18 protein-coding genes and 1 other RNA gene are annotated in these 23454 nt (G+C 48.4%); 12 read left to right on the top strand and 7 right to left on the bottom strand.

Annotated elements, in window-relative coordinates; all coding sequences use genetic code 11:
* Positions 1-14 precede the first annotated feature (14 nt).
* The 4 genes from J3U64_RS06315 to J3U64_RS06300 form a co-directional block, all read right to left on the bottom strand.
* Positions 15-803, bottom strand: coding sequence for a hypothetical protein (locus tag J3U64_RS06315; RefSeq protein ID WP_267408644.1), 789 nt, complete (start codon positions 801-803; stop codon positions 15-17).
* Positions 800-2527, bottom strand: coding sequence for a biotin--[acetyl-CoA-carboxylase] ligase (locus J3U64_RS06310; protein WP_267408643.1), 1728 nt, complete (start codon positions 2525-2527; stop codon positions 800-802). The genes J3U64_RS06315 and J3U64_RS06310 overlap by 4 nt, the downstream gene beginning before the upstream one ends.
* Before the next feature lie 157 nt (positions 2528-2684).
* The gene (gene apbC / locus J3U64_RS06305) at positions 2685-3764 is read right to left on the bottom strand and encodes an iron-sulfur cluster carrier protein ApbC (protein ID WP_267390924.1); all 1080 of its coding nucleotides are present in this window, start codon (positions 3762-3764) and stop codon (positions 2685-2687) included.
* Positions 3765-3853: 89 nt separating this feature from the next.
* On the bottom strand, positions 3854-4378 hold the full coding sequence (locus tag J3U64_RS06300) for a hypothetical protein (protein WP_267390923.1): 525 nt from the start codon (positions 4376-4378) through the stop codon (positions 3854-3856).
* 741 nt (positions 4379-5119) lie between these two features.
* Between J3U64_RS06300 and J3U64_RS06295 the strand changes: the two genes are divergently transcribed.
* The 4 genes from J3U64_RS06295 (at position 5120) to bfr (J3U64_RS06280) (ending at position 9753) form a co-directional block, all read left to right on the top strand.
* The gene (locus J3U64_RS06295) at positions 5120-6520 is read left to right on the top strand and encodes an OmpP1/FadL family transporter (protein WP_267403977.1); all 1401 of its coding nucleotides are present in this window, start codon (positions 5120-5122) and stop codon (positions 6518-6520) included.
* 230 nt (positions 6521-6750) lie between these two features.
* Positions 6751-7644 (top strand): SDR family oxidoreductase, encoded by an 894-nt coding sequence (locus J3U64_RS06290; RefSeq protein WP_267390921.1) that lies wholly within the window; start codon positions 6751-6753, stop codon positions 7642-7644.
* A 1160-nt stretch (positions 7645-8804) separates the two neighbouring features.
* Entirely contained in the window at positions 8805-9269 is a 465-nt protein-coding gene (bfr, locus tag J3U64_RS06285) for a bacterioferritin (protein WP_100141077.1), read from the top strand.
* Between the two features lie 10 nt (positions 9270-9279).
* On the top strand, positions 9280-9753 hold the full coding sequence (gene bfr, locus J3U64_RS06280; RefSeq protein WP_267408642.1) for a bacterioferritin: 474 nt from the start codon (positions 9280-9282) through the stop codon (positions 9751-9753).
* A gap of 73 nt (positions 9754-9826) precedes the next feature.
* Here bfr (J3U64_RS06280) and cysG read toward each other — a convergent pair whose 3' ends face one another.
* Complete coding sequence (cysG, locus tag J3U64_RS06275; RefSeq protein ID WP_267408641.1) at positions 9827-11233, bottom strand: siroheme synthase CysG; 1407 nt, start codon at positions 11231-11233, stop codon at positions 9827-9829.
* Positions 11234-11492: 259 nt separating this feature from the next.
* Between cysG and J3U64_RS06270 the strand changes: the two genes are divergently transcribed.
* From J3U64_RS06270 to J3U64_RS06235, 8 genes are all read left to right on the top strand, one after another.
* Positions 11493-12215: a phosphoadenylyl-sulfate reductase gene (locus tag J3U64_RS06270; protein WP_267408640.1), complete on the top strand. Its 723-nt coding sequence runs from the start codon at positions 11493-11495 to the stop codon at positions 12213-12215.
* Between the two features lie 63 nt (positions 12216-12278).
* Positions 12279-13193, top strand: a complete 915-nt coding sequence (cysD, locus tag J3U64_RS06265) for a sulfate adenylyltransferase subunit CysD (RefSeq protein ID WP_100151521.1) — start codon at positions 12279-12281, stop codon at positions 13191-13193.
* Complete coding sequence (locus J3U64_RS06260; protein ID WP_267403983.1) at positions 13193-13795, top strand: RBBP9/YdeN family alpha/beta hydrolase; 603 nt, start codon at positions 13193-13195, stop codon at positions 13793-13795. The genes cysD and J3U64_RS06260 overlap by 1 nt, the downstream gene beginning before the upstream one ends.
* A gap of 8 nt (positions 13796-13803) precedes the next feature.
* Positions 13804-15099, top strand: coding sequence for a sulfate adenylyltransferase subunit 1 (locus J3U64_RS06255; RefSeq protein ID WP_267403985.1), 1296 nt, complete (start codon positions 13804-13806; stop codon positions 15097-15099).
* Between the two features lie 487 nt (positions 15100-15586).
* Complete coding sequence (locus J3U64_RS06250; protein WP_267390913.1) at positions 15587-16249, top strand: S24 family peptidase; 663 nt, start codon at positions 15587-15589, stop codon at positions 16247-16249.
* Positions 16250-16886: 637 nt separating this feature from the next.
* A complete protein-coding gene (locus J3U64_RS06245) occupies positions 16887-17864 on the top strand; it encodes an L-lactate dehydrogenase (protein ID WP_267390912.1) in 978 nt (325 codons plus the stop codon).
* A 192-nt stretch (positions 17865-18056) separates the two neighbouring features.
* The gene (locus tag J3U64_RS06240) at positions 18057-19841 is read left to right on the top strand and encodes an assimilatory sulfite reductase (NADPH) flavoprotein subunit (protein ID WP_267408639.1); all 1785 of its coding nucleotides are present in this window, start codon (positions 18057-18059) and stop codon (positions 19839-19841) included.
* Positions 19842-19931: 90 nt separating this feature from the next.
* On the top strand, positions 19932-21068 hold the full coding sequence (locus tag J3U64_RS06235; RefSeq protein ID WP_267408638.1) for an acyltransferase family protein: 1137 nt from the start codon (positions 19932-19934) through the stop codon (positions 21066-21068).
* An 89-nt stretch (positions 21069-21157) separates the two neighbouring features.
* Here the strand turns inward: J3U64_RS06235 and J3U64_RS06230 are convergent, their stop codons facing one another.
* Both J3U64_RS06230 and rnpB read right to left on the bottom strand, forming a co-directional pair.
* Positions 21158-22465, bottom strand: coding sequence for an MFS transporter (locus tag J3U64_RS06230; RefSeq protein WP_267408637.1), 1308 nt, complete (start codon positions 22463-22465; stop codon positions 21158-21160).
* Positions 22466-23071: 606 nt separating this feature from the next.
* Positions 23072-23428, bottom strand: an RNA gene (gene rnpB / locus J3U64_RS06225) — RNase P RNA component class A.
* Positions 23429-23454 lie beyond the last annotated feature (26 nt).

Here is a 23454-nt window from a genome sequence, read left to right as displayed (position 1 = left end):
TGGATAGTGCCGGCTTAGTGACAGTTACCGCTGCGCTGCATGCGGCCGTAGCGGCCGGTAATGGCGTTGATGTCGTTCATGGCTGAGTTGTCGACGCCGCTGAATACAACGCGCATTTTGGCTATGCTTGTGGGGGTGTTGCCTGAATCGCTGTCGCTACTGCCACCCAATGTGGTAATGAAAGCGTCACTGAATCCTTGCATTTTGGCGCGTGCCATCAATCCTTCCGCATCTTCCCTCCGGTTGAATACACCTAAGCTGACTCTGCCCTGATTGATGCCATAGTCGAAGCCCTGCTCCTGAAGACGGGCACGAGTGGTGCTATCGCCACTGGATGAAAGCGCTACCATGTAACGGGTGGGTGCGGGTGTGGTACGGGTTCGAGCCGGTGCATTTACTTGTTCTATGAAGCGGCTGGTGGTAAACGGCCAGTGGTTGAGCAAGCCTTTGATGCGGTGAAAGTCGTCTTCGGGGAGAGTAACGGTGGCGGTACAGGTGCTGGCTGGTGCAGCGGTAGTTTTGTCGGAGTTGTCGGCCGTGTCGATTTTCTGTTTGCCGGCAGTGGTGGTTTCGGTCTTGCTGGCAGCTTTCGCAGCAGGTACAGCGCTACCGGCAGCGGCTGTTGTATCGGTAGCACGGCGCACGCTGATGTCGGGGCTGGCCGGTGCGATGGTATCAGTGGCTGCGCTGGTGGCGCTGGACGCAGCGGGAGAAGCTGAAATACCGTGTACCAGTTTGCCGGCTATCATGCTGCCGAAAACGATGATATTTAATGCTACCAAGATTGCAAACAGCCATTTCATGCGTATTCAACCCAGTTGAGTAAACCGTAAAGCACTAAATTATCCACAATTTCAATGCGGTTGTCTAAGACAAATGTATTGGGTAAGGCCTGTGCTACTTTATTGGCTCCACCGCCGGTGATGATGATGTCAACCGGTTTGCCAGTGCCGATTTTCTGTTGCAGGCGCTCATGCATGAGGACGATGGCGCCGCAGACGGCATCCATGATGCCACTGGCCATAGCATTTGGGGTGGTGGTGGCGAAAGCATAGGCTTTGCCGAGCGGGCGGTTGAGGTTGGCGGTACGTCTGGATAATGCTTCTTTCATCAGATGAAATCCCGGCAGGATGCTGCCGCCGAGGTAATGATTGGTGTCGGTAAGAGCGTCAACTGTGACAGCTGTGCCACAGCTGACCACAACACATGCCTGTTTGGTATATCGCCGGCTGCCGATGAGATTAAACCAACGGTCGGCACCGTGTTCGGCAGGATTGCGGTAATGATTGCAGATACCGAGGGCTTCAGGCATGGAGGGCAGCCACAGTACCGGTTGTGGCAGAATGGCGGCAATTTGCTGCTGGCGAGCTTCTCCACAGACTGCGCAGCCTATGATGCGTTCTGTGCCGCAGCCCTGTCTGGCCCAGTCTTGTATGAGGGGTTGCAGATCATAATAGGCGGCTTTGCCATAGCTGAGTATGCAGCCGTTTTCTACCCATGCCCATTTAAGCTTGCTGTTGCCTGCATCCAGTAGCAGGCAGCGTTTTTGGGTGGCGTTTTGGGTTTCGGTGGCTGCTGCACCTGGGCGCAGGCTGATTTCGCCATTGACAAAACTTTGTTCTCCGTTGGCAGTTTGTAGCAACAGAGCACCGGAAGGAGCGATGCCGCTGACAGTGCCTTCGGCTAGGGTGCGGCCGCCTGTCAGCAGATGTACCAGCCGTCCCTGATCGCGATGTAATTGATTGTAATCAGCCAGAAATGGGCTGAGCCCATGCTGATTGAAGCGGGGCAGGAATTGAGCCAGTTTGGCAAGAATGCCCTGAAAAATTCGGCTGACTTGTGCCTGAGGTAGCAGGGACAGGATGGCGGTGGCGGTGCCAACCTGATCGGGGATGCTGAAGTTGAGGCCAATGCCGATAACAGCGGTGGTTTGTTGCTGATGAGTGACGGTTTCAATTAGGATGCCGCCAAGTTTGCTGTTGTCCAGCATCAGGTCATTGGGCCATTTGATTTGAGCGGGGATGCCGAGTTCGCGCAGGGTCTGGGAGATGGCCACTGCTACGATAAGTGCCAGTCCGCCAAGTTCGGCTTGTGGGCGCTGGAATGTCCAGCTCAGGCTAAACATCAGGCATTCTCCAATACGATTTTGCCATGCTTTGCCCTGACGGCCGCGTCCGGCTGTTTGTTCGTAGGCCAGATAGATTTGTGGTGGGCTGTCTATGGGTGCGTGGCGTACCTGTTCCAGTAGAATGGTGTTGGTGGAGGTGGTCTGAGCCAGCAGATGCGGTTCAAAGCCGTACTGGCGCGCGCAGTGATTGAAGGTGTTTTCGGGTATCAATGCCAGTGTTTTGGTAAGCTGCCAGACGCCATTGCGCTGACGCAGAAGACTTTGGATATGGGCAGGCATTTCCTGCCAGGCTGCGTTGAGCTGGGGTATTTTGCAGTTCAGGGTTTTTGCCAGTGTCTGTACTTCATGCGCCAGACCATCGGCAAGCAGGGCCAGTAAAGGCCAAAACGGTGTGTTCATAAAATGGCATGGCCATTGTTTTGCTGATAACAATGGTTTGGTTTAAGGGGCTGGTCTGCTGCATGGCCGGATGCAAGCAGGATTTATTAGTGGCTGTGTGTTCAAAATCAATGTGAATATTATCGCATGGTTTGGTGAAAGTATCTTTTTCTGCGGTTTATTCGACCACGATTTTTGGAAAACGCTGGCTATAGTCTTTGCCCTGATCGGCCAATGCCTGTACCAGCTGCCATGCTGCCTGCTGGTACAGGGCAGCAATTTGCGGATTTTGCTCTGCTAGTGCGTAGGCTTGACCGTTATCCATGGCTTCGCGGACGGATAAAGTAAGTGGTAATTGGCCGAGCAGGGGAACGCCGAGGTTGTGTGCCAGTTCCTTGCCGCCGTTGTGTCCAAATACGGGTTCGGCATGTCCGCAGTGGGAGCAGATATGAACGGACATGTTTTCGAGTACGCCGAAAATGGGAATGTTAACTTTCTGAAACATGTTGACGGCTTTGCGAGCGTCGATTAAGGCCACATCCTGAGGTGTGGTGACGACGACGGCGCCGGTTACGGGTATTTTCTGTGCCAGTGTTAGCTGGATGTCGCCGGTACCGGGCGGCAGGTCAATAATTAGATAGTCTACATCATCCCATTGGCTTTGAAACAGGAGTTGCTGTAAAGCCTGACTGACCATAGGGCCACGCCAGATGACGGCCTGATCGGTATCGACGAGAAAACCGACGGACATTACCTGAATCTCACCCGTAGCCATGATCGGTATCATTTTACCCTGATGCTGACGCGGTTCTTGTCCGGCAACGCCAAACATGGTTGGCTGGCTGGGACCGTAAATGTCGGCATCAAGCACGCCAACGCGTGCGCCCATGCGGCTTAAAGCTACAGCCAGATTGGCACTGGTGGTGGATTTGCCGACGCCGCCTTTGCCGGAAGCGACGGCAATGATGTTTTTAACGCCGGCGATGGTTTGGACGCCGGGCTGAACTTTATGTGTGCCGATGTCCAGCTGTACCTTTACGAACAGGGGCTTGTCGCCGAATTTGGCGGTGATGGCGTGATCGATGCGCTGTTGCAGCTCGTGAATGAGGTGGGCAACTGGATAGGGAAAGACGAGCTCAAGGTGGATGCCGTCGTTGTCGATGATAATGTTGCGGACAGCTTGTTCACTGCCGAGTGTCCGGTTGCTGTCTGGCAGGGTGATGCTGTTAATCAGGGTGGTAAGGGATTGTGTGTCCATGCAATTTAAATCCGCTGCTGAATTTCTGGCGCATATTTTACCCTATATTGGCCTATGAACTGGTTAATGGGGCGGGCGGAAACCGGAATTTAGGCTGATGGCGGCATTTGATCAGGACTAATGATATGACCAGAATCTGGCTTGCAGGTATGTTGCCGGTTGCGTATCCACATTAAGCGCAGGCAAAGATAGGCAGGATAAAGCAAGAGAATGGAAACGATGAGGTAGCGCAAATTGTGCCATTCTACAACCATTTGCCCGTGTGCCAGTGCCCATCCTGCCCATAGCCATTGCCACCATGCGGGCAGGCTAAACGCGAGCACAATCAGTAAAGCGGCAATGCGGACCGGTGTGAGCGGCCAGAACTGATGCTGCTGCATGGCGCGGTTAAGTTGCAGCAGAACGATGAAGGCGAAGCTAAGAGTCAGTACCATGCCGCCGTTGGCGATGACCTGTAGCCAGCTGAAGGCAATATCCGGTGATAGGGGTAAGCTGTTGCCCGATACAGGTGTTTGTTCTAGTGAGACGCTGGCACCAATATTCAGGATGAAACTGTAAATCAAATCCAGCCAGAGCAGCATTAACGGCCAGGTGCGTTTCAAGCGTTGAAACATTGTTGTCTTACCATGAGAACAGATAATAATGCGACAGTGTAACCATTGCTGTATGGTGCTGTAAATGGCTGTCTGGTAGTTGTTTCTACTGAGAAAACCAGCAGATGTTGTTACAAGCTGGATAAAAAACGAATGCAAAGAGGTAGAAAGTATGGCTGATTGATGCCGCTTATTTGCTGGATGTTATGTATAAAAAATATTTAATGATTGCAAAGTCGGGCAAAAGCAGAAGCGGTGTACGTAGCCGTGGAAGCAGTGCAACCAAAGCAGGTTTTATACGTGAATGCATGACCAGTAAATATTTATTCTGTACGCGGTAAGTGTTGGTTTGCCTACAGCGGCTGCCAGACAGAGCCAGAGGCCGGCGGATGAAGCGGAGCATCTATATTTCAATAGAAGGCTGAATAAAGCAATTATATGGCGTTCTGATATTTTCTATCAATGGAATGGGTGGTGCCTGTTATTTTTTATTCATTTGTGATTGGGATAGAGAGATATTTTAGAATGATGAAAGATATTGATTTTCAGTTGTGTTTCTGAATAAAAGTGGGATTTATTATGCATTTAGGGTAAAAAATAATTATATTCAGATATAAGCAATTTAATTTATCTGAATAATTGTAAGGACGGTAAACGGCAATGAAAGTTTTTTTGGGTTAGAATAAACACTCGAATTTTTATTTTTGATTTTGACCTTTTGAAAAGGTCTTTTTTATTTTCTGCTTTTTGAGAAAAGACATAATGACAAGACGTTTGCCAGTTGTGTTTGAAATGAGCGCTGTTGTGATCAGTGCCGCAGTTTTGAGTTCTCCAGTTTTGGCTTCCGGATATCATTTGGGTTTGCAGTCGGTGACGTCGGTAGCAGCCGGTAATGCGGCAGCGGCTGAAGCTGCCGATGCTACGACGATTGTTAGTAATCCGGCTGGCTTGGTGCATGTGGAGGGTACGCAGATTGATACTAATCTGTTTGTGATTAAACCGGATATTAAATATAAGAATGCGCGAGGAACGTTTTCGGATGGCTCTGCTGTCAGTGGTCCGGCACACGGTAATATTGCCAATACGGCTCAGTTGGTGCCGCAGCTGTATTTTTCTCATCGGCTGAATGAACGATGGGGTGTGGGGCTGGGTGTTTATATACCGTATGCGGCCAGAACCAATGATAGTTCCGCTTCGGTGCTGCGCTATAACGTGAATAAAACCAATGTGAAGGCGCTGGATATCAATCCGGCTGTGGCTTTTAAAATCAATGACCGGCATTCGCTGGGTGTGGGGCTGATCGCGCAGTATCTCCATGCAGAAGTGCAGAAATACGCTGATTTTACGCCGGTAGGCAGTGCGCAGACTAAAATTCCTCCAGCGATGCTGCATCAGCGGGCGCCAGGAGCATTTGATGCACGTGCTACGGTAAAAGGTAATGACTGGGGCTATGGTTTCAATGCGGGCTGGCTATGGGATGTGAATGATGATGTGCGGGTGGGTGTGAGCTATCGTTCTAAGATTAATCAGCATTTGCATGGTACAGCGCGCTGGCAGCCGGTAGGAAAGTATGCAAAACAGTATGCGCCACTGTTTGCGCAGTTTGGTTTTAAAGAGCTGGAAGGGGCGCAGGTACAAATTACCACGCCTGAAGTGGTATCGGTGCACGGGATGTGGAAAGTGAATCCACAATGGAATCTATTTGGTAATGTGAGCTGGACGCGCTCTTCACGCCTGCATGAGCTGGATATCAATTTTGAAAATGATAAGGCGATTGATCCGGTACATGGTGCCACTTCGCATACCACGCATATTGCGACCAACTGGCGTGATACCTATGCAGTTGGTGTAGGGGCTTCCTATCAGCAAACCCCACGCCTGCAATGGCGTTTTGGTGTGAATTATGATCAGTCGCCGGTACGCAGTTCGTCTACACGCCTGTCTACTATTCCAGATGGTAATCGCTGGCTGTTTGGCGCCGGTGCTAAATATGATGTAAATAAAAAGGATACGGTGGCGGTGTCGTATGCCTATCTGCATATCCAGCATACGCGAATGAATCAGCAGGATGATGGGGCACACGTGTCGAGTAATGTGCGTGGAGAGGCGGATTACCGTTCGCATGCACATATCGCTGGTGTTTCGTATACGCATCGCTTCTGATATCAGCCTAGGCAGTATACATGCAGGACAGTATAGGTACTGTCCTGCATTTGTTTTGCCCAGTAGTTTTGCATGATTTGTCTTTTCGTTCTCAAGCCATTGAGATTAATAAATTTTAACTAGAATATTGACATAAATTACAAGTAGTTTTCTTTTCTGTTTCATAATCTGTCGTATGATGGTTTTGCTGTTCCATCTGGATAAAGCATTGTTAAACAAGGAGATGTATTATGAAGCATCAAGAAGGTTTACAAGATCCTAAAACCAAGTACTACCATCAGGATTATGCCAAACAACGTCAGCCAGCGCCCGGCCTGCAAAGCAGAATGGACCCTGTACCTGATTGTGGTGAAAAAAGCTATGAAGGTCATGGCCGTTTGTGTGGACGCAAGATTTTGGTAACGGGTGCCGATTCCGGTATTGGTCGTGCTGCTGCCATTGCGTATGCGCGTGAAGGTGCGGATCTGGCGATTAATTATCTGCCGGAAGAAGAAGAGGATGCTAAACAGGTTGCAGCACTGGTACAGGAAGCCGGCCGTAAGGTTGTGTGCCTGCCGGGTGACTTAAGTGACGAGCATTTCTGCAAACAGTTAGTAGAAAAAACGCATCAGCAGTTAGGCGGTCTGGATGGTCTGACTTTGGTGGCTGGTAAGCAGACGGCTGTTGAGCGGTTTTGTGATATCAGTACGGAACAGTTAAAAAAAACATTCGAAATTAATGTTTTCTCTCTTTTTTGGGTGATTCAGGCTGCAATGCCGCATTTGCCTGCCGGTGCCACTATTGTGACCACCAGCTCTGTACAGGCTTATGAACCCAGCCCGAATCTGATAGATTATGCCTCTACAAAGGCCGCTATTGTAGCGTTTACGCAGGGTCTTGCTAAACAGGTAGCAGCTAAAGGAATTCGCGTGAATTCTGTGGCTCCCGGCCCTATCTGGACTGCTCTGGAAATTACCGGCGGTCAGCCGCCTGAAGCCATTCCAAAATTTGGTCAGAGCGAATCTATTCTTGGCCGTGCCGGCCAACCTGCCGAACTGGCTTCAACTTATGTTTTCCTGATGTCGGATGAATCCAGCTATGTAACCGCTCAGGTGTATGGTGTGACCGGCGGTATTTTGCTGTAAGACATTTTGTTGTTTTTCTAATAAATCCGTACTGAAATTCGGTTTCTGTACCGGTGTAATACCGGCAGTAAAATGAGTTTCAGTACGGATTTTTTATTGTTTTTTCTATGAGCAAAAACCATATTTGTTTTGCTATTGGTGCATATAAATATTTATTTGTAATATTTATATTTCTCATTTTTTGTTTTTTCATACAATAGATAAAAAAATGATATTTTGCATCGCGGAGGACAAATTGGGAGTGAAGAAGCAGTAGTGATATTCCTTTTTTGCCGCAACTCACTTTAGGACTGGATAAAAAAGAAGCATGTGTCAGCAGTACGCGCTGCAAGCTGTGTTCAGGAGAGGGTGCCTAGATTTCCTGCCGAAATAAAAGGCAGGTAGCTGTTTTGGCTGTGATTGCGCTGATTTATAAGCGCTACTGAAAGGTTGTTGCTATAGGCTGGATTAATAATGATGCTAAAGAAATAATTGATCTCGTTGAAAAGGGAATAAAAGGCTGGCTGAGGTATAGAGCTGGACGGCATGAAAATGGTTATGTTTTACGCTAATTGCTTGTTGATCCTATATATTGTGGCCGCTAAGGATGCAGACTAAGCGTGAAATTATGTTAATTTATATAAATTTTATTATAAATTTGCCGTCTGTGATGGTTTAGTTGAATGATTCTAATAAAGTGTGATAACCATTATTGTTTTAATACTATGTTTTTATGGAATTTTTCTGTTAATTTTTGATTTTTTCAATTAATTATTATGAAAATTACTCTTATTTAGATTAAAAATAGTCATGATATTTAATGTTATGATAAGCCCAAACAGTTGTATTGGTTAGGGTAATGTAATTTTAACACCTGATTTAGTGCAACTGTTCAAGGGGGAAAAGGGTTGCAGGTTAATTTTAGCCTGCAACCCCAGACTGCAGAAAATATTGGTGCAGGATATTTATCCTCTACGTATAAGTTACTATCCGAAAGTGGTTTTTTGCTTAAGAAGCAAGACAAATACGCTGCTCACGGGTAGAAAAATAACAGACATAATTTTTCATTAAATGGTTATCTGCGCTTGATGCTTGTCGCGTCAGGCTGGTAGTGGTTTAGTGATTCATCACAACTGCTTGGTAAGTAAAATGCAGCAGTTTTGAGTAAAAAGGATGCAAACATGGAAGGCAAAAAGGTTGTATTGGATTGTTTAAACCGTTTACTGGCAGGAGAGCTGGCCGCACGTGACCAGTATTTTGCCCATTCACGGATGTATGAAGATATGGGCTATATGAAGCTGTTTCAGCGTATAGACCATGAGATGCAGGAAGAAACCGACCATGCGCACCAGTTTATTCATCGTATTCTGATGCTGAACGGCAAACCGGAAATGGTACCGGATGCGATTAATGTGGGCACGGATGTAGTCAGCATGCTGGAAAATGATCTGGCTACAGAGCTAAGCGTGCGCCAGAATTTAAAAGATGCGATTAAGCTATGTGAGCAGGAGCAGGATTATGTGACGCGTCAGTTTCTGGTGGCTCAGCTGAAAGATACGGAAGAAGACCATGCACACTGGCTAGAACAACAGTTACGCCAAATTGAGGTGATGGGCTTGCCCAATTATCTGCAAAGCCAGCTGTAAGGAGAACGATATGCAGGGAGATCGTTTGGCCATTCAGGCATTGAATAAAAATCTGGGTTTGTTGTTGGTTTCCATCAATCAATATTTTTTGCATGCTCGTATTCTGCGCAACTGGGGTTTCAACGAGCTGGGTGAGGCTTTATATAAGCATTCGATTCGCGATATGAAGAGCGCAGACGCGCTGATTGAACGTATCCTGCTTCTGGAAGGTCTGCCGAATCTACAGGAGTACGGCAAAATTCTGGTGGGTGAGAATATTACTGAGATTCTACAGTGTGACCAACGGGCAGAGCAGGCCAAACACATTGCTCTGGCTGATGCCATAGCTGTGTGTGAAAACCAGCTGGATTTTGTGTCACGTGATTTGCTTGAACAGCAAAAAGCGGTGAATGAGGAATATTTGGACTGGCTGGGTACGCAGCTTGATCTGATTGAAGAAGTTGGATTGACTAATTATGCGCAGTCTGCGGCAGTAGCAGATTGAATGGTTCCGGCCAACAGGATAACAGCACTTGCTACACAAGTGCTGTTTTTTGTGCTTGCTGTAGGCGCTGGTACTAAGCCGCTGCTACGCTTTCGTGTGCACTGCTGGGCTGAAACCAAGCCAGCTGTTTGCGCAGACTGACTACTTCACCAATCACAATCAATGCCGGCGTGGCAGCTTGCTGTGCCAGAGAGGCCAGCTGGTGGAGCTGGCCGGTTGATACGGTTTGCTGTGGTAGTGTGCCTTGTGAGATGACTGCTACCGGTGTGGTGGCGGCTCGTCCGTGGGCAATCAGCTGGCGACTGATTTCCGCCGCCGTGAGGGTACCCATATAAATGACCAGTGTCTGATGAGCCTTAGCTAGTGTTTGCCAGCCATGTGACTGTGCAGCCAGCTGCTGATGGCCGGTTATAAACAGCACACTCTGGGCATAATCGCGATGGGTAAGCGGAATGCCTGCGTAGGCTGTGGCGCCCAGACCGGCGCTGATGCCTGGAATCACGCGAAAAGGTATTCCCGCTGCCTTTAATACCGCACATTCTTCACCACCACGGCCGAACACAAAAGGATCACCGCCTTTTAGGCGCGCAACACGTTTACCTTGCTGTGCCCACTTTACCAGCAGCTCATTGGTTTGTTGCTGTTGTACCTTATGGTTGCCACAGCGCTTACCAACGCTGATTTTCAGGGCATCGCGGCGTACCAGCTCAAGTACCTCTGCCGATACCAATGCATCATATAAAACCACATCTGCTGCCTGAAGTGCCTGTAAGGCGTGCAAAGTGAGCAGACCGGCATCACCTGGGCCGGCACCAACCAGCACCACTTCACCCTGTGGTAGTGGCTGGTGGGCATTTAGCTGCTGCTGCAACAGCGATTCTGCTGCCTTTTCATCACCACTGGCCACATACTGGGAAAAGCGGCTGTGCTGAAATAATTGCTCCCAGAAGCGGCGGCGTTCGCTCAAATGCTGCAAGGTTTGTTTTACCTGTGTCCGCCAGCGTCCGGCCAGCGCCGCTGCTTTGCCGATTGAAAACGGCAGTAGCGTTTCTATTTGCTGACGAATCAGCCGCGCCAACACCGGTGCGTGGCCGCCGCTGCTTATGGCCACTTGTATTGGACTGCGGTCAATCAATGCCGGCACGATAAACGAACAACATGCCGGCTGGTCGACACAATTGCAGAATGTTGCCGCTGCTTCGGCTGCCAGAAATATCTGCCGATTTAAGGCTGGGTCGTTAGTAGCGGCCACTACCAGAAACACACCACTTAGCAGCGCAGGACTAAATTCTGTGGCGATGTGTTCGGCTTGCTGTGCGGCAAACCAATCCTGAAAACGGCTGGTGGTTTGCTGTGCCACCACCTTTAGTTGTGCTCCGGCCTGTAGCAGGGCATTAGCCTTGCGTTCGGCCACCTGTCCGCCGCCCACCAGTAACACTTTGCGCTGGTGTAATTGAGTAAATATGGGGTAGTGATTCATGTTGGTTTGTCTTTGTTGTGTGCACGCTATCTTATAAGTGCCACTGTGTGGCTGAAAAAGAAGCTTTTTTTCTAACCAAATCGTTGGCGGTTATATCTGTATGAGCCATGTTCGGGACGGAAGTTTGGTTATAAAGAAAGAAATTTTTATTCTTTCCTTGCCGCAGGCTACGCTTGCTACTATCTGAATCAGACAGACAGTAAGCTGCTTAAACAGTTGCTGGCATTAATAAATTGTGCTTTCAGGAACTTAAAAGAATATGTTGCGCCCCCGCTTGTGGAGCCCACCGCATGATGCGGCCGCCACCCAACGCTTGCCGGTACTTACTGCCGAACTACAAAACCGTTTAGAGCAGATTGTCAGCCAGCATCAGCACGTTAAATTTGCTTCTAGTCTGGCCGTTGAAGACATGGTGATTACCGATGTGATTGTGCGCGCGCAGCTGCCTGTAGAGGTATTTACCCTTAATACTGGTGCGCTCAATAGTGAAACCTGTCAGTTGTTAGACGCCGCCGGCCAGCACTGGGGTATCCAGATTGTTGAATATCGGCCAGATGAGGCGGCTGTTGATGCGTATGTGGCTGCACATGGCAAGCTGGCTTTCTATGACAGTGTTGCTCTGAGGCGCGAATGCTGCCATATCCGCAAAATCGAACCGCTCAACCGTGCACTCAGTGATGCAGATGCATGGATTACCGGACAGCGGCGCGAGCAGTCCAGTACCCGTACCGAGCTGGCATTGGTTGAGCAAGATCAGACTCATGCGATGGCCAAATACAATCCGCTGGCTGATTGGCTGGAAACTGATGTGTGGGCTTATGCCGAAGCGAAGCAACTGCCGGTAAATGCTTTGTATATGCAGGGCTATCCGAGCATCGGCTGTGAGCCGTGTACGCGTCCGGTAAAAGTGGGTGAGGATATTCGGGCTGGCCGCTGGTGGTGGGAGAGCCACGATAGTAAAGAATGTGGTTTGCATAAATAAGCAGAATTTAACTCAGGCTTGCAGGTGCGCTGTCATGCGCTGCAGCCACTACGGAATAAACCAATGAGTATTCAAAACAAACATCTGGATTGGCTGGAAGCGGAATCCATCTACATTATCCGCGAAGTGGTCGCTGAAGCACGCCATCCGGCGCTGCTGTTTTCCGGTGGCAAGGATTCGGTAGTGCTGCTGGCACTGGCAGTAAAAGCGTTTCAGATACCTGGTCACAGTCTGCAATTACCGCTAACACTGGTGCACATCGATACTGGCCACAACTATCCCGAAGTGATTGCGTTTCGTGATGCCACTGTACAGCGGCTGGGTGCGAAACTGGTGGTGGGCAGTGTGGAAGAATCCATTCGCCGAGGCAGTGTTACCTTGCGCCGAGCTACCGATTCGCGCAATGCCGCCCAGGCTGTCACCTTGTTGGAAACCATTGAAGCCAACGGCTTTGATGCATTAATGGGCGGTGCACGTCGCGATGAGGAAAAAGCGCGTGCTAAAGAACGCATATTCTCGTTCCGCGATGAATTTGGTCAGTGGGACCCGAAAAACCAGCGTCCGGAATTATGGGATTTATATAATACTCGTCTCCATCCGGGCGAAAACATGCGTGTTTTTCCAATTTCGAACTGGACCGAACTGGATATCTGGCAATACATTGCGCGTGAACAGCTGGCTTTACCTGACATCTATTATGCTCACCAGCGTGAGGTGGTGGAGCGCGGAAACATGCTGGTGCCGGTAACGCCACTGACACCGAAAAAAGAGGGCGAAGTGAGCGTGGTACGCAGTGTACGTTTCCGTACAGTAGGCGATATTTCCTGTACTTGTCCAGTGGCGAGCGAAGCCGCAACCGCCGCTGAAATAATAGCTGAGACGGCACAAACCACGATTTCCGAGCGCAACGCCACGCGCATGGACGATCAAGTTTCGGAAGCGGCCATGGAAGAGCGTAAGAAAGCAGGTTATTTCTGATGGCTGCCACACTCACCAATTCAGCGCCTCAGGTCTATATTGTGCATGGCTTTCAAAGCAGCCCAGATGATAACTGGTTTGAGTGGCTGGCTCGGCAGGCGCGTTCTGCCGGTGCTGTTGTCACCATACCGGCAATGCCTGCACCCGATTATCCGCAAGCAGCGGTATGGCAGCAGACACTGGATCAGATTATCGGCCAGCCTGAAGCTCAGACCATACTGGTCGGCCACAGCCTCGGCGTTATTACCCTGCTGCGTTTTCTTAGCCGTCACCAGCCTGCAAAGCTGGGCGGATTGATACTGGCCGCTGGTTTTGCCTCGCGCCTGCCTACGCTGCATATACTGGATGAATATATCGATGCCAGCCAGCCTGATTTCAGTGCATTACAGCACATCAGCATGCCGGTGCACAGTATTATTTCCACCAACGATCCCTATGTGCCAGAAGCCGCCAGCCAATCCATTGCAGCATCACTGCACAGCCACATCGATTATGTATCCCATGGTGGCCACCTGATGGCTGAAGACGGCTTCAGCGAATTGACTCCAGCGTGGCAGAGCCTGAAGCAGATGCTGACGCAGGTCGTTACCACCAACCAATGAGACATCGAATGAGTACTGATTCCGTATTGCGATTTATTACAGCCGGCAGCGTGGACGATGGTAAATCCACTCTAATTGGACGTCTGCTGTTTGACAGCCAGTCTTTGCTGGCTGATCAGGTAGCCTCACTGTATCGCGGCAAGCACAAGCGCACTGCCGAGGGCGTTCCTGATTTCGCCCAGCTTACTGACGGGTTGGCGGCCGAGCGGGAGCAGGGCATTACCATTGATGTTGCTTACCGCTATTTTGCAACGCCGGCACGCAAATTCATCATTGCTGATACCCCCGGCCATGAACAATATACCCGCAATATGGTGACTGGAGCCTCTACTGCCGATGCCGCCATCATTCTAATAGATGCCACACGGTTGGATTTCAGCGAACAGACACCGGCCTTACTGCCGCAAACCCGTCGCCACAGCGCCATTCTGAAACTGCTGGGTACACCGCACATCATCGTAGCGGTAAACAAACTTGATTTGCTGGATTACAGCGAAGAAAAATTCAACGCGATTAAACGTGCCTACAGCGAGCTGGCTGCCGCTTTAGATTTGCGCCGCGTCAGCTATGTACCAATATCGGCGCTAAACGGCGACAATATTGTTACTGCTAGCGCACATATGCCTTGGTTTCAAGGGCAACCGCTGCTGCCTTTATTGGAAAGCTTGCCCGCTGCTAATCGTCATAGTCAGTTGCTGAAGGCACCCGCTCTCTATCCAGTACAGCGCGTCGCACGGCTGGATGGCAGCAGTGCTGATGATTTTCGCGGCTATCAGGGTCGGCTAGAACAAGGGTGCCTGAAAATAGGCGAGCCCGTACGTATCGAACCAGCCGGCCAGAGTAGCACCATTGCAGCCATATACAGTCCGGATGGTGCCGTAGATCAGGCTCAGACAGGTGATGTGCTCACTTTAGTGTTGGCTGATGATGTAGATGTATCCCGTGGAGACAGTATTGTCGCTGCCGGCAGTGATTTGCATCCGGTCAGCAACATCAGTGCATCGTTGTGCTGGTTTGACAGTAAACCACTCAACTCAGCCAGACGGTACTGGCTCAAGCATGGTTCGCAAACGGTGTATGCAAAAATCAGAAAGGTTGAATATCTGCTGGATGTGCAAAGTCTCAATCATCAGGAGGACACCGACAGCCTGCAACTAAACGACATTGGACGGGTACAAATCAGCGTGCAAAAACCACTTATTGCCACTACCTACGAGGCCAATCCGGCGGCTGGTGCCTTTATCCTAATCGATGAAGCGACCAATCATACCGTTGCAGCCGGCATGATTGTTGCCTTATCTTAGGCGTCACATGCATAAAAGTTCGCGGTGAAAATATACTGTCTCCGCGCAACACAGTATGCAGAAAACATGAATGCTGTTGTATCTTGTTTATGCTTTGCAGGTATAGGTGCAGCAGTTTAGGTGGCAGGTGTTGATAAAAACACACATATACGACAAACGAGTTAATATTATGTAAAAATATGTTATATGGATAAAATCAATCCAGCTTCATAATTGAATTTGAATAAGAGGTTTGTGTAAAAAACAGATAAAAATGATGTAAAAATTAATTTTTTTGATGTTGGGCTGAGAGAAGAAAGAGAATGTTAACTAAGCCTGCTAGCGAATTATCATCTTAATATTATTATATAAAGTGGATGGTATAATTTTTACAGTGAAATAGGGAATAAACTGACATGTTTTATATATTGAAAATAACTATTGCTATAAACAAAACATAACACAAATTAAGTTAACATCATTATGTCTTTTAATCGGGAGATAACAGATGTTAAGCGATCGCATCAAACAGGCGCGGCAGCGTATCGCCCTGTCACAGCAACAGGTAGCCGATAAAATGGGCGTCTCCAAAACCGCAGTATTCAAATGGGAAAACGGCAATTACGAACCCAAAAATTTGGACATACTGGCCAACATACTGGGTGTAAGTCTTACCTGGCTGCGTGAAGGTCGCGGTAATCCTTTTCCAGCGCAACCAGACGATATTCCTGCTGCTATAGATTCCGGCCCGTATAATCAGGATGAGGTAGCTGTCTGCCTGTACCCCTCCATTGAGCTGGCCGGCTGTGTGCGTTCCAAACAGGCACATAAACAGCATTGCAAAAAATTCAGCCTGAGTACCGAGCTTTTAGAGCGTAAAAAAATCAATGCAGAGATGGTAGTATGTTTTCCAGTGAGCGACAACAGCATGGAACCGATTTTTCCGCACGGAACCATTTTTGCTGTCGACTTAAACCGTACCAACATCATCGATGGCAACCTGTATTTGATAAAGCAAAATCACCGCTATCGCGTCCGGAAACTGTATTCCATGCCAAATGAAGAAGTACGACTGCACGCTTACAATACTGCTGAGTATCAGGATGAATGCGCCCCTGTTAAACAGATCATCATCATTGGTAGAGTATTTTATTATGCCGTAGAGCTGTAAATGCACACTCTACTTGCAGACTGTCATATTCAAGAGATGGTGCAGGATGCACTTTTTTCTGCTCTTACATTGGCCAAACGGGTTGCCTGCCGGGTTTCAAAGAGGCTGATTTTGTTTAATATCTACCAGTTTGGAAAAGCCTAAGCAGAATATAGCCGGCAAATGCATCCCAACCGCTTACCCCATCACCTACTATCTTCTATTCTCTCATTTTTGCAGACAAACTATATCAGCAAATCTTAAATTCGTTAAACCGAATCACACATCTCATTTAACATTATTTCAATCCATCGCCTCTTGTATGTGTTTATTAGAATCTGAACAATTGAATTCAGCTGATTTAAACCTACCGTAATCATAAATAAGAAAAGCGGCTCTAAATCAGTAAAAACAATTATTCAAATGTTAGCTGGCAGACGTTTGCTATTATTCAAAATTAAACATAAATATACAAAATGCCATAAAATTAGCGGAAAACATAAAAAAATCATACAAAAAAATATTTAATGACATATTTCACCAAAAAATGTAATTAATGATGAATATAAATAAAAAATGCATATAGCATGTACAAATTTGCTACAATTTATGCATAAATTCGCATAGATTTGCATTTACGTTAGAAAGAGGTTGAATTATGTTACAGCCCACCAATGCCAAAAATCATCAGAAAATTGTTCTGGTTGGTGCCGGTGCCGTAGGTTCCACATTTGCCTATGCAGCCACGCTGCAAGGTATCGGTCAGGAACTGGTGATTGTCGACGTAGCGCGGGATAAGGCGCATGGAGATGCAAAAGATATTGCAGATGCATTACTCTTTACTTACCCCAAAAACATTTACGCCGGCAATTACAGCGACGCCGCCGATGCTGATATTGTTGTGATTACCGCCGGTGCAGCGCAAAAGCCAGGTGAAAGCCGTCTGGATCTGGTTAACCGTAATTTGCATATTATCAAAAGTATTGTTACACATGTCGTCGAATCCGGTTTTAACGGCATCTTTCTAGTGGCTTCCAATCCCGTGGATATCCTTACCTATGCCACATGGAAACTGTCAGGTTTTCCGGCCGAGCGTGTAATCGGTTCTGGTACCTCACTGGATTCAGCCCGCTTGTGCAAATATGTTGGCTATCTTCTCAATGTTGATCCGCGTACCGTAAGCGGTTACATACTGGGAGAACATGGCGACACCGAATTTCCGGCATGGTCACATCTGAGTGTTGGTGGCCTGACAATGGAAGAGTGGATTAAAGGCGATCCACGCTTTACCGAAGCAGACCTTGATATTATTGCTGACCGCGTGGTCAATGCAGCCTACGACATTATCCGTCTCAAAGGGGCTACTTATTATGGAGTAGGTGCTGCACTGGCGCGCATATGTCGGGCGCTTTTGGATGATGAAAACACCATACTACCGGTTTCCGTCTATCTCAATGGACAGTATGGTGTCAAAGACATGTATATCGGCACCCCTGCAGTGCTTGACCGTCACGGTGTGCGTCAGGTTATAGAAATTCCCCTAAACGAAAAAGAGCAAAGTCTGATGAGTGCCTCCGCCAGCCATCTGGATGAAGTGATGCGCAATGCCTTTCCCGAAATCGGTATTGAGCGTTAAAACAGACAGTCTTAAAACAATCCAGATTCCTCTTCTCAAGGCAGCCTGCGGGCTGCCTTTTTATATATGCTTACCGATTCTAACTAAATAAGCGCCATTTCTTTCTCAAACTTCCCAGTGCTTGCTAGTATGGCCGGATGGAATTCTACCGCCAAATAATGACATTAATCATCACCTTACTGAGCACAAACCATGACCATCCCTCTATCTCCCGAATTGTTGCAATCTTTAAATCAGCTGTCGCCAACGCAGCTGGCGTGGCTCTCTGGCTATACATGGGCACAAAGCCAGCAGACAGTTACCACCTCCTCTGCCACGGCGACCGCAGCCGCCATCAACAGCACAGCACCAATAGCGCGCAACGTACGGGTATTGTCTGCATCACAAACCGGTAATGCTCGCCGCGTGGCTGAAAACCTGCAACTGAAACTAGAAGCAGCCGGTATCAGTGCGACCCTAACTGCTTGCGGCGATTACAAAAACAAACAACTGGTCAGTGAAGACATTCTTCTACTTGTCACCTCCACACAGGGCGAGGGCGAGCCGCCGGAAGAAGCTTTGCCGTTGTATAAATACCTATCTGGTAAAAAAGCACCTGTGCTGAATCAGCTTCACTTTGCCGTGCTAGGCCTAGGTGACAGCAGCTATCCGCAATTTTGCCAGTGTGGCAAGGATTTTGACCAACTACTGGCACAGCTTGGTGGCGAGCGTCTGGCCGAACGGGTAGATTGTGACGTTGACTACCAGAGCAGTGCAGCCGCGTGGCAGGACACAATTGTTGCCATCATCAGTGAGCTGAACACCACTCAGGCTGGCGAAAATACAGAGGTTCAGCAAAGCGTTGTAGCCGCTCAGACCGCGGTATTCACTCGAGCTGCGCCTTTTACTGCCAGCCTGAGCCTGCGTCAACGTATTACTACCCCCAATGCCAATAAAGATGTCGAACACGTCGAAATAGATCTCAGTGGCTCCGGTATCCACTATCAACCTGGGGATGCGCTGGGCGTGTACTATCAGAACGCAGACACACTGGTAGACGAAATTTTGCAACATACACAGGTCGATAAAGCAGCATCAGTACGGCTGAGCGATGGTCGCGAAATACCCGTTGCACAGGCATTACAGCAGGAGCTCGACATTACCCAAAACACACCAGCGCTGGTTCAGGCCTATGCGCAGCAGATACAGAATACAGAGCTTAATGAAATCATTGCTGATGCCGAGGCACTCAGACAGCTGATTGCCACCACCCCGCCGGTGAGTCTGCTGGCTACTTACCCCCATGTACTCAGCGCACAAGCACTGCACGACCTGTTTCGTCCACTGACCCCGCGCCTGTATTCCATTGCTTCCAGTCAGGACGAAGTTGGCGAAGAAGTCCATTTAACGGTCGGCGTGGTACGCTTCAGCCAACGAGGGCAGCAATACACCGGCGGTGCCTCCGGTTTTCTGGGAGAACACTTGCAAGAGGGCGAACCTGTACGCGTATTTATCGAAGAAAACCACCGCTTCCGCTTACCTGAAGATAGCGCTACGCCTATTATCATGATTGCCGCCGGCACCGGTATCGCACCATTCCGTGCATTTATGCAGCAGCGCGACGCTGACGGTGCCAGTGGCGACAACTGGCTGTTTTTTGGGAATCAGAAATTTACCGATGATTTCCTTTATCAGGCTGAATGGCTGCAATACCGCAAAAACGGATTGCTGACACGTTACGATTTCGCATGGAGCCGGCAGGCTAATGAAAAAATCTATGTGCAGCACAAACTGCGTGAACAAGCCGCCGATATCTGGGCATGGCTGCAACGCGGAGCACATATCTATGTGTGTGGCGATGCCACTAAAATGGCGCGAGATGTAGAGCAAGCGCTCTTAGACATTGTGTCAGCACAAGGGCAGCTTAGCACCGAAGACGCCGATGAATACCTGAGTGAACTTAGACAAGAGCAGCGATATCAGCGCGATGTCTATTGAAACTTGCATCATTCTGGTAATAAAAATTCAACTATCCTAATCAAACCCGTTAATATGTCGTGGTAGCCAACCATATTACTGGGCAGTATTATGCTTTATTCATACCAGATGTATGTCTGGATACTGGGATTATTATTACTATCTTGGATACTGTTCGGTTCACGGCTGTTTGCTTTTATGGATGCAGCCGAAGACCGGCGCGTTGAACGGTTGGATGGCCTACGCTTTATACTGGCATTTAGCGTCGCTATGCACCATTTTGTTTATAGTTACCATTATCTACATGGTCAACCATGGACACCCGCGGTATTTAGCTATAATCAGCTCAATCTGCGTATGGGTCCTTTCGGCGTCAGCTTATTTTTTATGCTGTCAGGCTACCTGTTTGCCCGAAGCAGTCCGGCTTCGTGGCTGACGTTTTACCGCAAACGCTTCCTGCGAATCGCCCCGCTGTTTTATCTTTCCTCCGCCTGTTGCGTACTGCTGGCACTGTATCTGCAACGGCACACATTCGTCAGCCGCGATATGCTGCTAAACCTATATTACTGGTTTGATGCCGGCATCAGCGGCATCAAACCCGCCCTGTTTGGCATGCAGGATGCGCGCCTAATAAACGCTGGTGTAGCATGGAGCTTATACTGGGAATGGGCATTCTATTTCTCCCTGCCATTGTGGTGTCTCCTACGCCAGAAAACTGGTCTGTTACCATTGGCATTGGTTGTCTTATTTATCTCAGCTTATGGAATCGCTGCATTCAATGCACAAAAAGCGTATTTTATTGCCTGCTTTGCCGTCGGCGTACTTGCCAGAGCGGTGTCCGACACCGTACAAGCACCCAAAAAAATGTGTGATTACGGGAGCGTGCTTATTCTGCTGCTGATTTTTAGTATCACAAATGGCCGCTACCAAATCAGCTTTCTCCCCTTGTATGGACTACTCTTTATCCTCATCGCGTTGGGTGGTGATCTTTTCGGATTACTGCGATTGAAAGCCTTCGTGCGGCTGGGTGATGCCAGCTACAGCATTTATCTGCTCCACGGAATAGGTTGGTTTTGTCTGAATAAAACCATACAGCTTAATACAATTAACTTGAGTCAGACCGAATACACTTTATTAGCTACCCTAGTATTGGTGAGTGTATTGATTATTTGCACGCTCACGTATCAGTATATCGAAAAACCGTTTATGGCCTCAGGCCGGCGTAAATCGCCGTGGTTAAAACAATAAAGTTCTTACACCAACAAACAAACTGTCCGAAATAGCTTAACTATTTCGGACAGTTTGTTTTGTAAAGTTGCAGGAATTGTCTACACGTATTAATTATCCCCATGCTGACTATCAGAATTTTGTAAAGTATCATGCACATGCTGCTCAGCACTATGTGCATCATATGGCGTGTCTGTAGCTGCATTATTACGCGGGTCGAGCTCAGCGGTCATCGGTCCCACATTACCCGATACCGGTACATAAACACTGCGCTGGGAAACCGGAACAGAGGGCTGCATAAACGCGTAAATTGCCAGCAAAGCAGCCATAATTGCATAAACGCTATAAAAACCGAAATGGTTAAATAGCTGCATCATTGTACCCAGCAGCAATGGTGCCACTAATGAACCCAGACCATATACAAACAGCAGGCAGCGGTTAACTTCCACCGTATTCATATTGGCTGGCAGTACATCATTGGCTCGTGCAAGCCCCAGAGCATACATGGGAAAGCCACTGCAACCGATAGCCAGCGCGATTACACATTGTGCCCAGATATTGCCCGGTAGAATGAGTAACAGCATCATGCCACTGATTGCTGCTGTCGTGGCGACACAGGCGCAGCCGAAAATGGTGCGCGGACGGCCAAATTTATTTGAGAGCCACGCAATAAATAGCTGAATCGTGAAGCCGCCCACCATTGCCGAGCCCAGAAAAAGAGAAACCTTAGGTAAACTGTAGCCCAGTTTCAGCATAAACACCGAGCCCATGGTAAAGAAGCCATTGATGAATATGCCGGCCATAAAGCAGGCTATCCACGCCAGCGGTACGATCGACAGCACATGCGGTAGACTAATCCGCTCTCGCTTTGGAATCTCCGGCTGCTTCATTCTGGTCAGTCCTACCGGCAGTGTCGCTGCTATCACCAATATCGCTGCCAGCGTAAAGATGTTATTACTGGACATATTCAGACTCAGCAGCAAGACACTGGTAGCAGAAGAAATGTAATACACCACTTCATATAAGGCCAGTATCTTAGCGCGTGTCTGTGGCACAGTACGCGCCGTAAACCAGCTTTCCACCACCATCAGCAAACTGTAATGACAAAAACCCAATACAGCACGCAGCACACCCCACATCCACAGCTGTTCCACCATCAGATGGGCGAGGGCGGCAATGGCAAACAGCGCACCAAAAACACTGAAGCTGCGAATATGACCAACACGCGAAATAATACGGTGGGAGACAATGGCGGATATAGTACCACCAATAAAAAAGCCAGCATTCAGCACCCCAATGGTGATATTACTGACTCCCATCTGGGATAGTTTCACCCCAGCCGAATTCAGAAACAGCCCGTAACCGGAAAACAGAAAAAAAATCGAACCGTACAAAGACAGAAACTGACGTGTATGCATGCTGATACCGAAAATTAAACAATTGCCAAGCCTGACATAAAACAGCTGTCAGTGTAAAGCTTGTTGCAAGCAGAATAAACGTTAAATTAACAGACAATGCAATGACCGCTCATACACCAGCCCCTGCTACAGCATGTATTACGCCTGAAGTTTAACCGCGCTTAATAATCGTTAGCATCGGCTGTAAGCAGTCTTAGCATGCAAACAAAAACCTAATTTTTCAAATACAGACAAATAGATACTGCCTGATGGTTATGTATGTTTTATAAATCAGGGCAATCGTGTCTAATACCTAATTTTTTCCGATTTGTGAACACTAGGTTCGCTCCATCAGCGCGAAAGTAAAACCATAATTTTGCGTTTTGTTGTTCTTATTACATATGTCTGACACTGGACAAAGATACAATAATTAATAAAGCAGCAAAGCAGATAATAAAAGGGTAAACGCAGTAGATTGAGTTAGTGAATCTGAAAGCTATCAGCACCCGACCCACACGATTTGCCAATCCGTACTCAACAGTGACAGCATTGGTAATAAATGATTAGCCGGTACATGGCTGCTAGAGAAAAAGTAGCCAGAGCAAAAAATTTAGAAAGATGCAAGGGCACATCAGACAACCGATAAGCCGGGTTCTGTCGTGGACAGTCATTCATCTGGGCGATACATTACTGTGCCGCTCAAGCAACCTACCCGAATGCTCGGCGAGCAGCGTCAGCGCATTCTGTTTGGTCTTGCTCCGAATGGGGTTTGGCCTGCTACACGTTGTTACCAACGGCACGGTGCGCTCTTACCGCACCATTTCACCCTTACCTGTGCTATGAAACATAGCCATCGGCGGTTATGCTTTCTGTTCCACTTTCCGTCGCCTCACGGCGCCCGGCTGTTAGCCGGCATTCTGCTCTGCGGAGCCCGGACTTTCCTCCATGCACTTAAAAGTACACAGCGACTGTCTGGTATGCTGATGTGCCGGCGCGATTTTAACACAAAC

This window comes from Snodgrassella sp. B3800, from assembly GCF_026535865.1.
GTDB lineage: Bacteria > Pseudomonadota > Gammaproteobacteria > Burkholderiales > Neisseriaceae > Snodgrassella > Snodgrassella alvi_E.
Note: the sequence above shows the minus strand (reverse complement) of the source record. Positions and strands in the feature narration are given on the sequence as shown.

Excerpts from the sequence above, each read along its gene's own strand:
- J3U64_RS06315 (WP_267408644.1), bottom strand. The coding sequence starts at position 803 with ATGAAATGGCTGTTTGCAATCTTGGTAGCATTAAATATCATCGTTTTC.
- J3U64_RS06310 (WP_267408643.1), bottom strand. The coding sequence starts at position 2,527 with ATGAACACACCGTTTTGGCCTTTACTGGCCCTGCTTGCCGATGGTCTG.
- apbC (WP_267390924.1), bottom strand. The coding sequence starts at position 3,764 with ATGGACACACAATCCCTTACCACCCTGATTAACAGCATCACCCTGCCA.
- J3U64_RS06300 (WP_267390923.1), bottom strand. The coding sequence starts at position 4,378 with ATGTTTCAACGCTTGAAACGCACCTGGCCGTTAATGCTGCTCTGGCTG.
- J3U64_RS06295 (WP_267403977.1), top strand. The coding sequence starts at position 5,120 with ATGACAAGACGTTTGCCAGTTGTGTTTGAAATGAGCGCTGTTGTGATC.
- J3U64_RS06290 (WP_267390921.1), top strand. The coding sequence starts at position 6,751 with ATGAAGCATCAAGAAGGTTTACAAGATCCTAAAACCAAGTACTACCAT.
- bfr (WP_100141077.1), top strand. The coding sequence starts at position 8,805 with ATGGAAGGCAAAAAGGTTGTATTGGATTGTTTAAACCGTTTACTGGCA.
- bfr (WP_267408642.1), top strand. The coding sequence starts at position 9,280 with ATGCAGGGAGATCGTTTGGCCATTCAGGCATTGAATAAAAATCTGGGT.
- cysG (WP_267408641.1), bottom strand. The coding sequence starts at position 11,233 with ATGAATCACTACCCCATATTTACTCAATTACACCAGCGCAAAGTGTTA.
- J3U64_RS06270 (WP_267408640.1), top strand. The coding sequence starts at position 11,493 with ATGTTGCGCCCCCGCTTGTGGAGCCCACCGCATGATGCGGCCGCCACC.
- cysD (WP_100151521.1), top strand. The coding sequence starts at position 12,279 with ATGAGTATTCAAAACAAACATCTGGATTGGCTGGAAGCGGAATCCATC.
- J3U64_RS06260 (WP_267403983.1), top strand. The coding sequence starts at position 13,193 with ATGGCTGCCACACTCACCAATTCAGCGCCTCAGGTCTATATTGTGCAT.
- J3U64_RS06255 (WP_267403985.1), top strand. The coding sequence starts at position 13,804 with ATGAGTACTGATTCCGTATTGCGATTTATTACAGCCGGCAGCGTGGAC.
- J3U64_RS06250 (WP_267390913.1), top strand. The coding sequence starts at position 15,587 with ATGTTAAGCGATCGCATCAAACAGGCGCGGCAGCGTATCGCCCTGTCA.
- J3U64_RS06245 (WP_267390912.1), top strand. The coding sequence starts at position 16,887 with ATGTTACAGCCCACCAATGCCAAAAATCATCAGAAAATTGTTCTGGTT.
- J3U64_RS06240 (WP_267408639.1), top strand. The coding sequence starts at position 18,057 with ATGACCATCCCTCTATCTCCCGAATTGTTGCAATCTTTAAATCAGCTG.
- J3U64_RS06235 (WP_267408638.1), top strand. The coding sequence starts at position 19,932 with ATGCTTTATTCATACCAGATGTATGTCTGGATACTGGGATTATTATTA.
- J3U64_RS06230 (WP_267408637.1), bottom strand. The coding sequence starts at position 22,465 with ATGCATACACGTCAGTTTCTGTCTTTGTACGGTTCGATTTTTTTTCTG.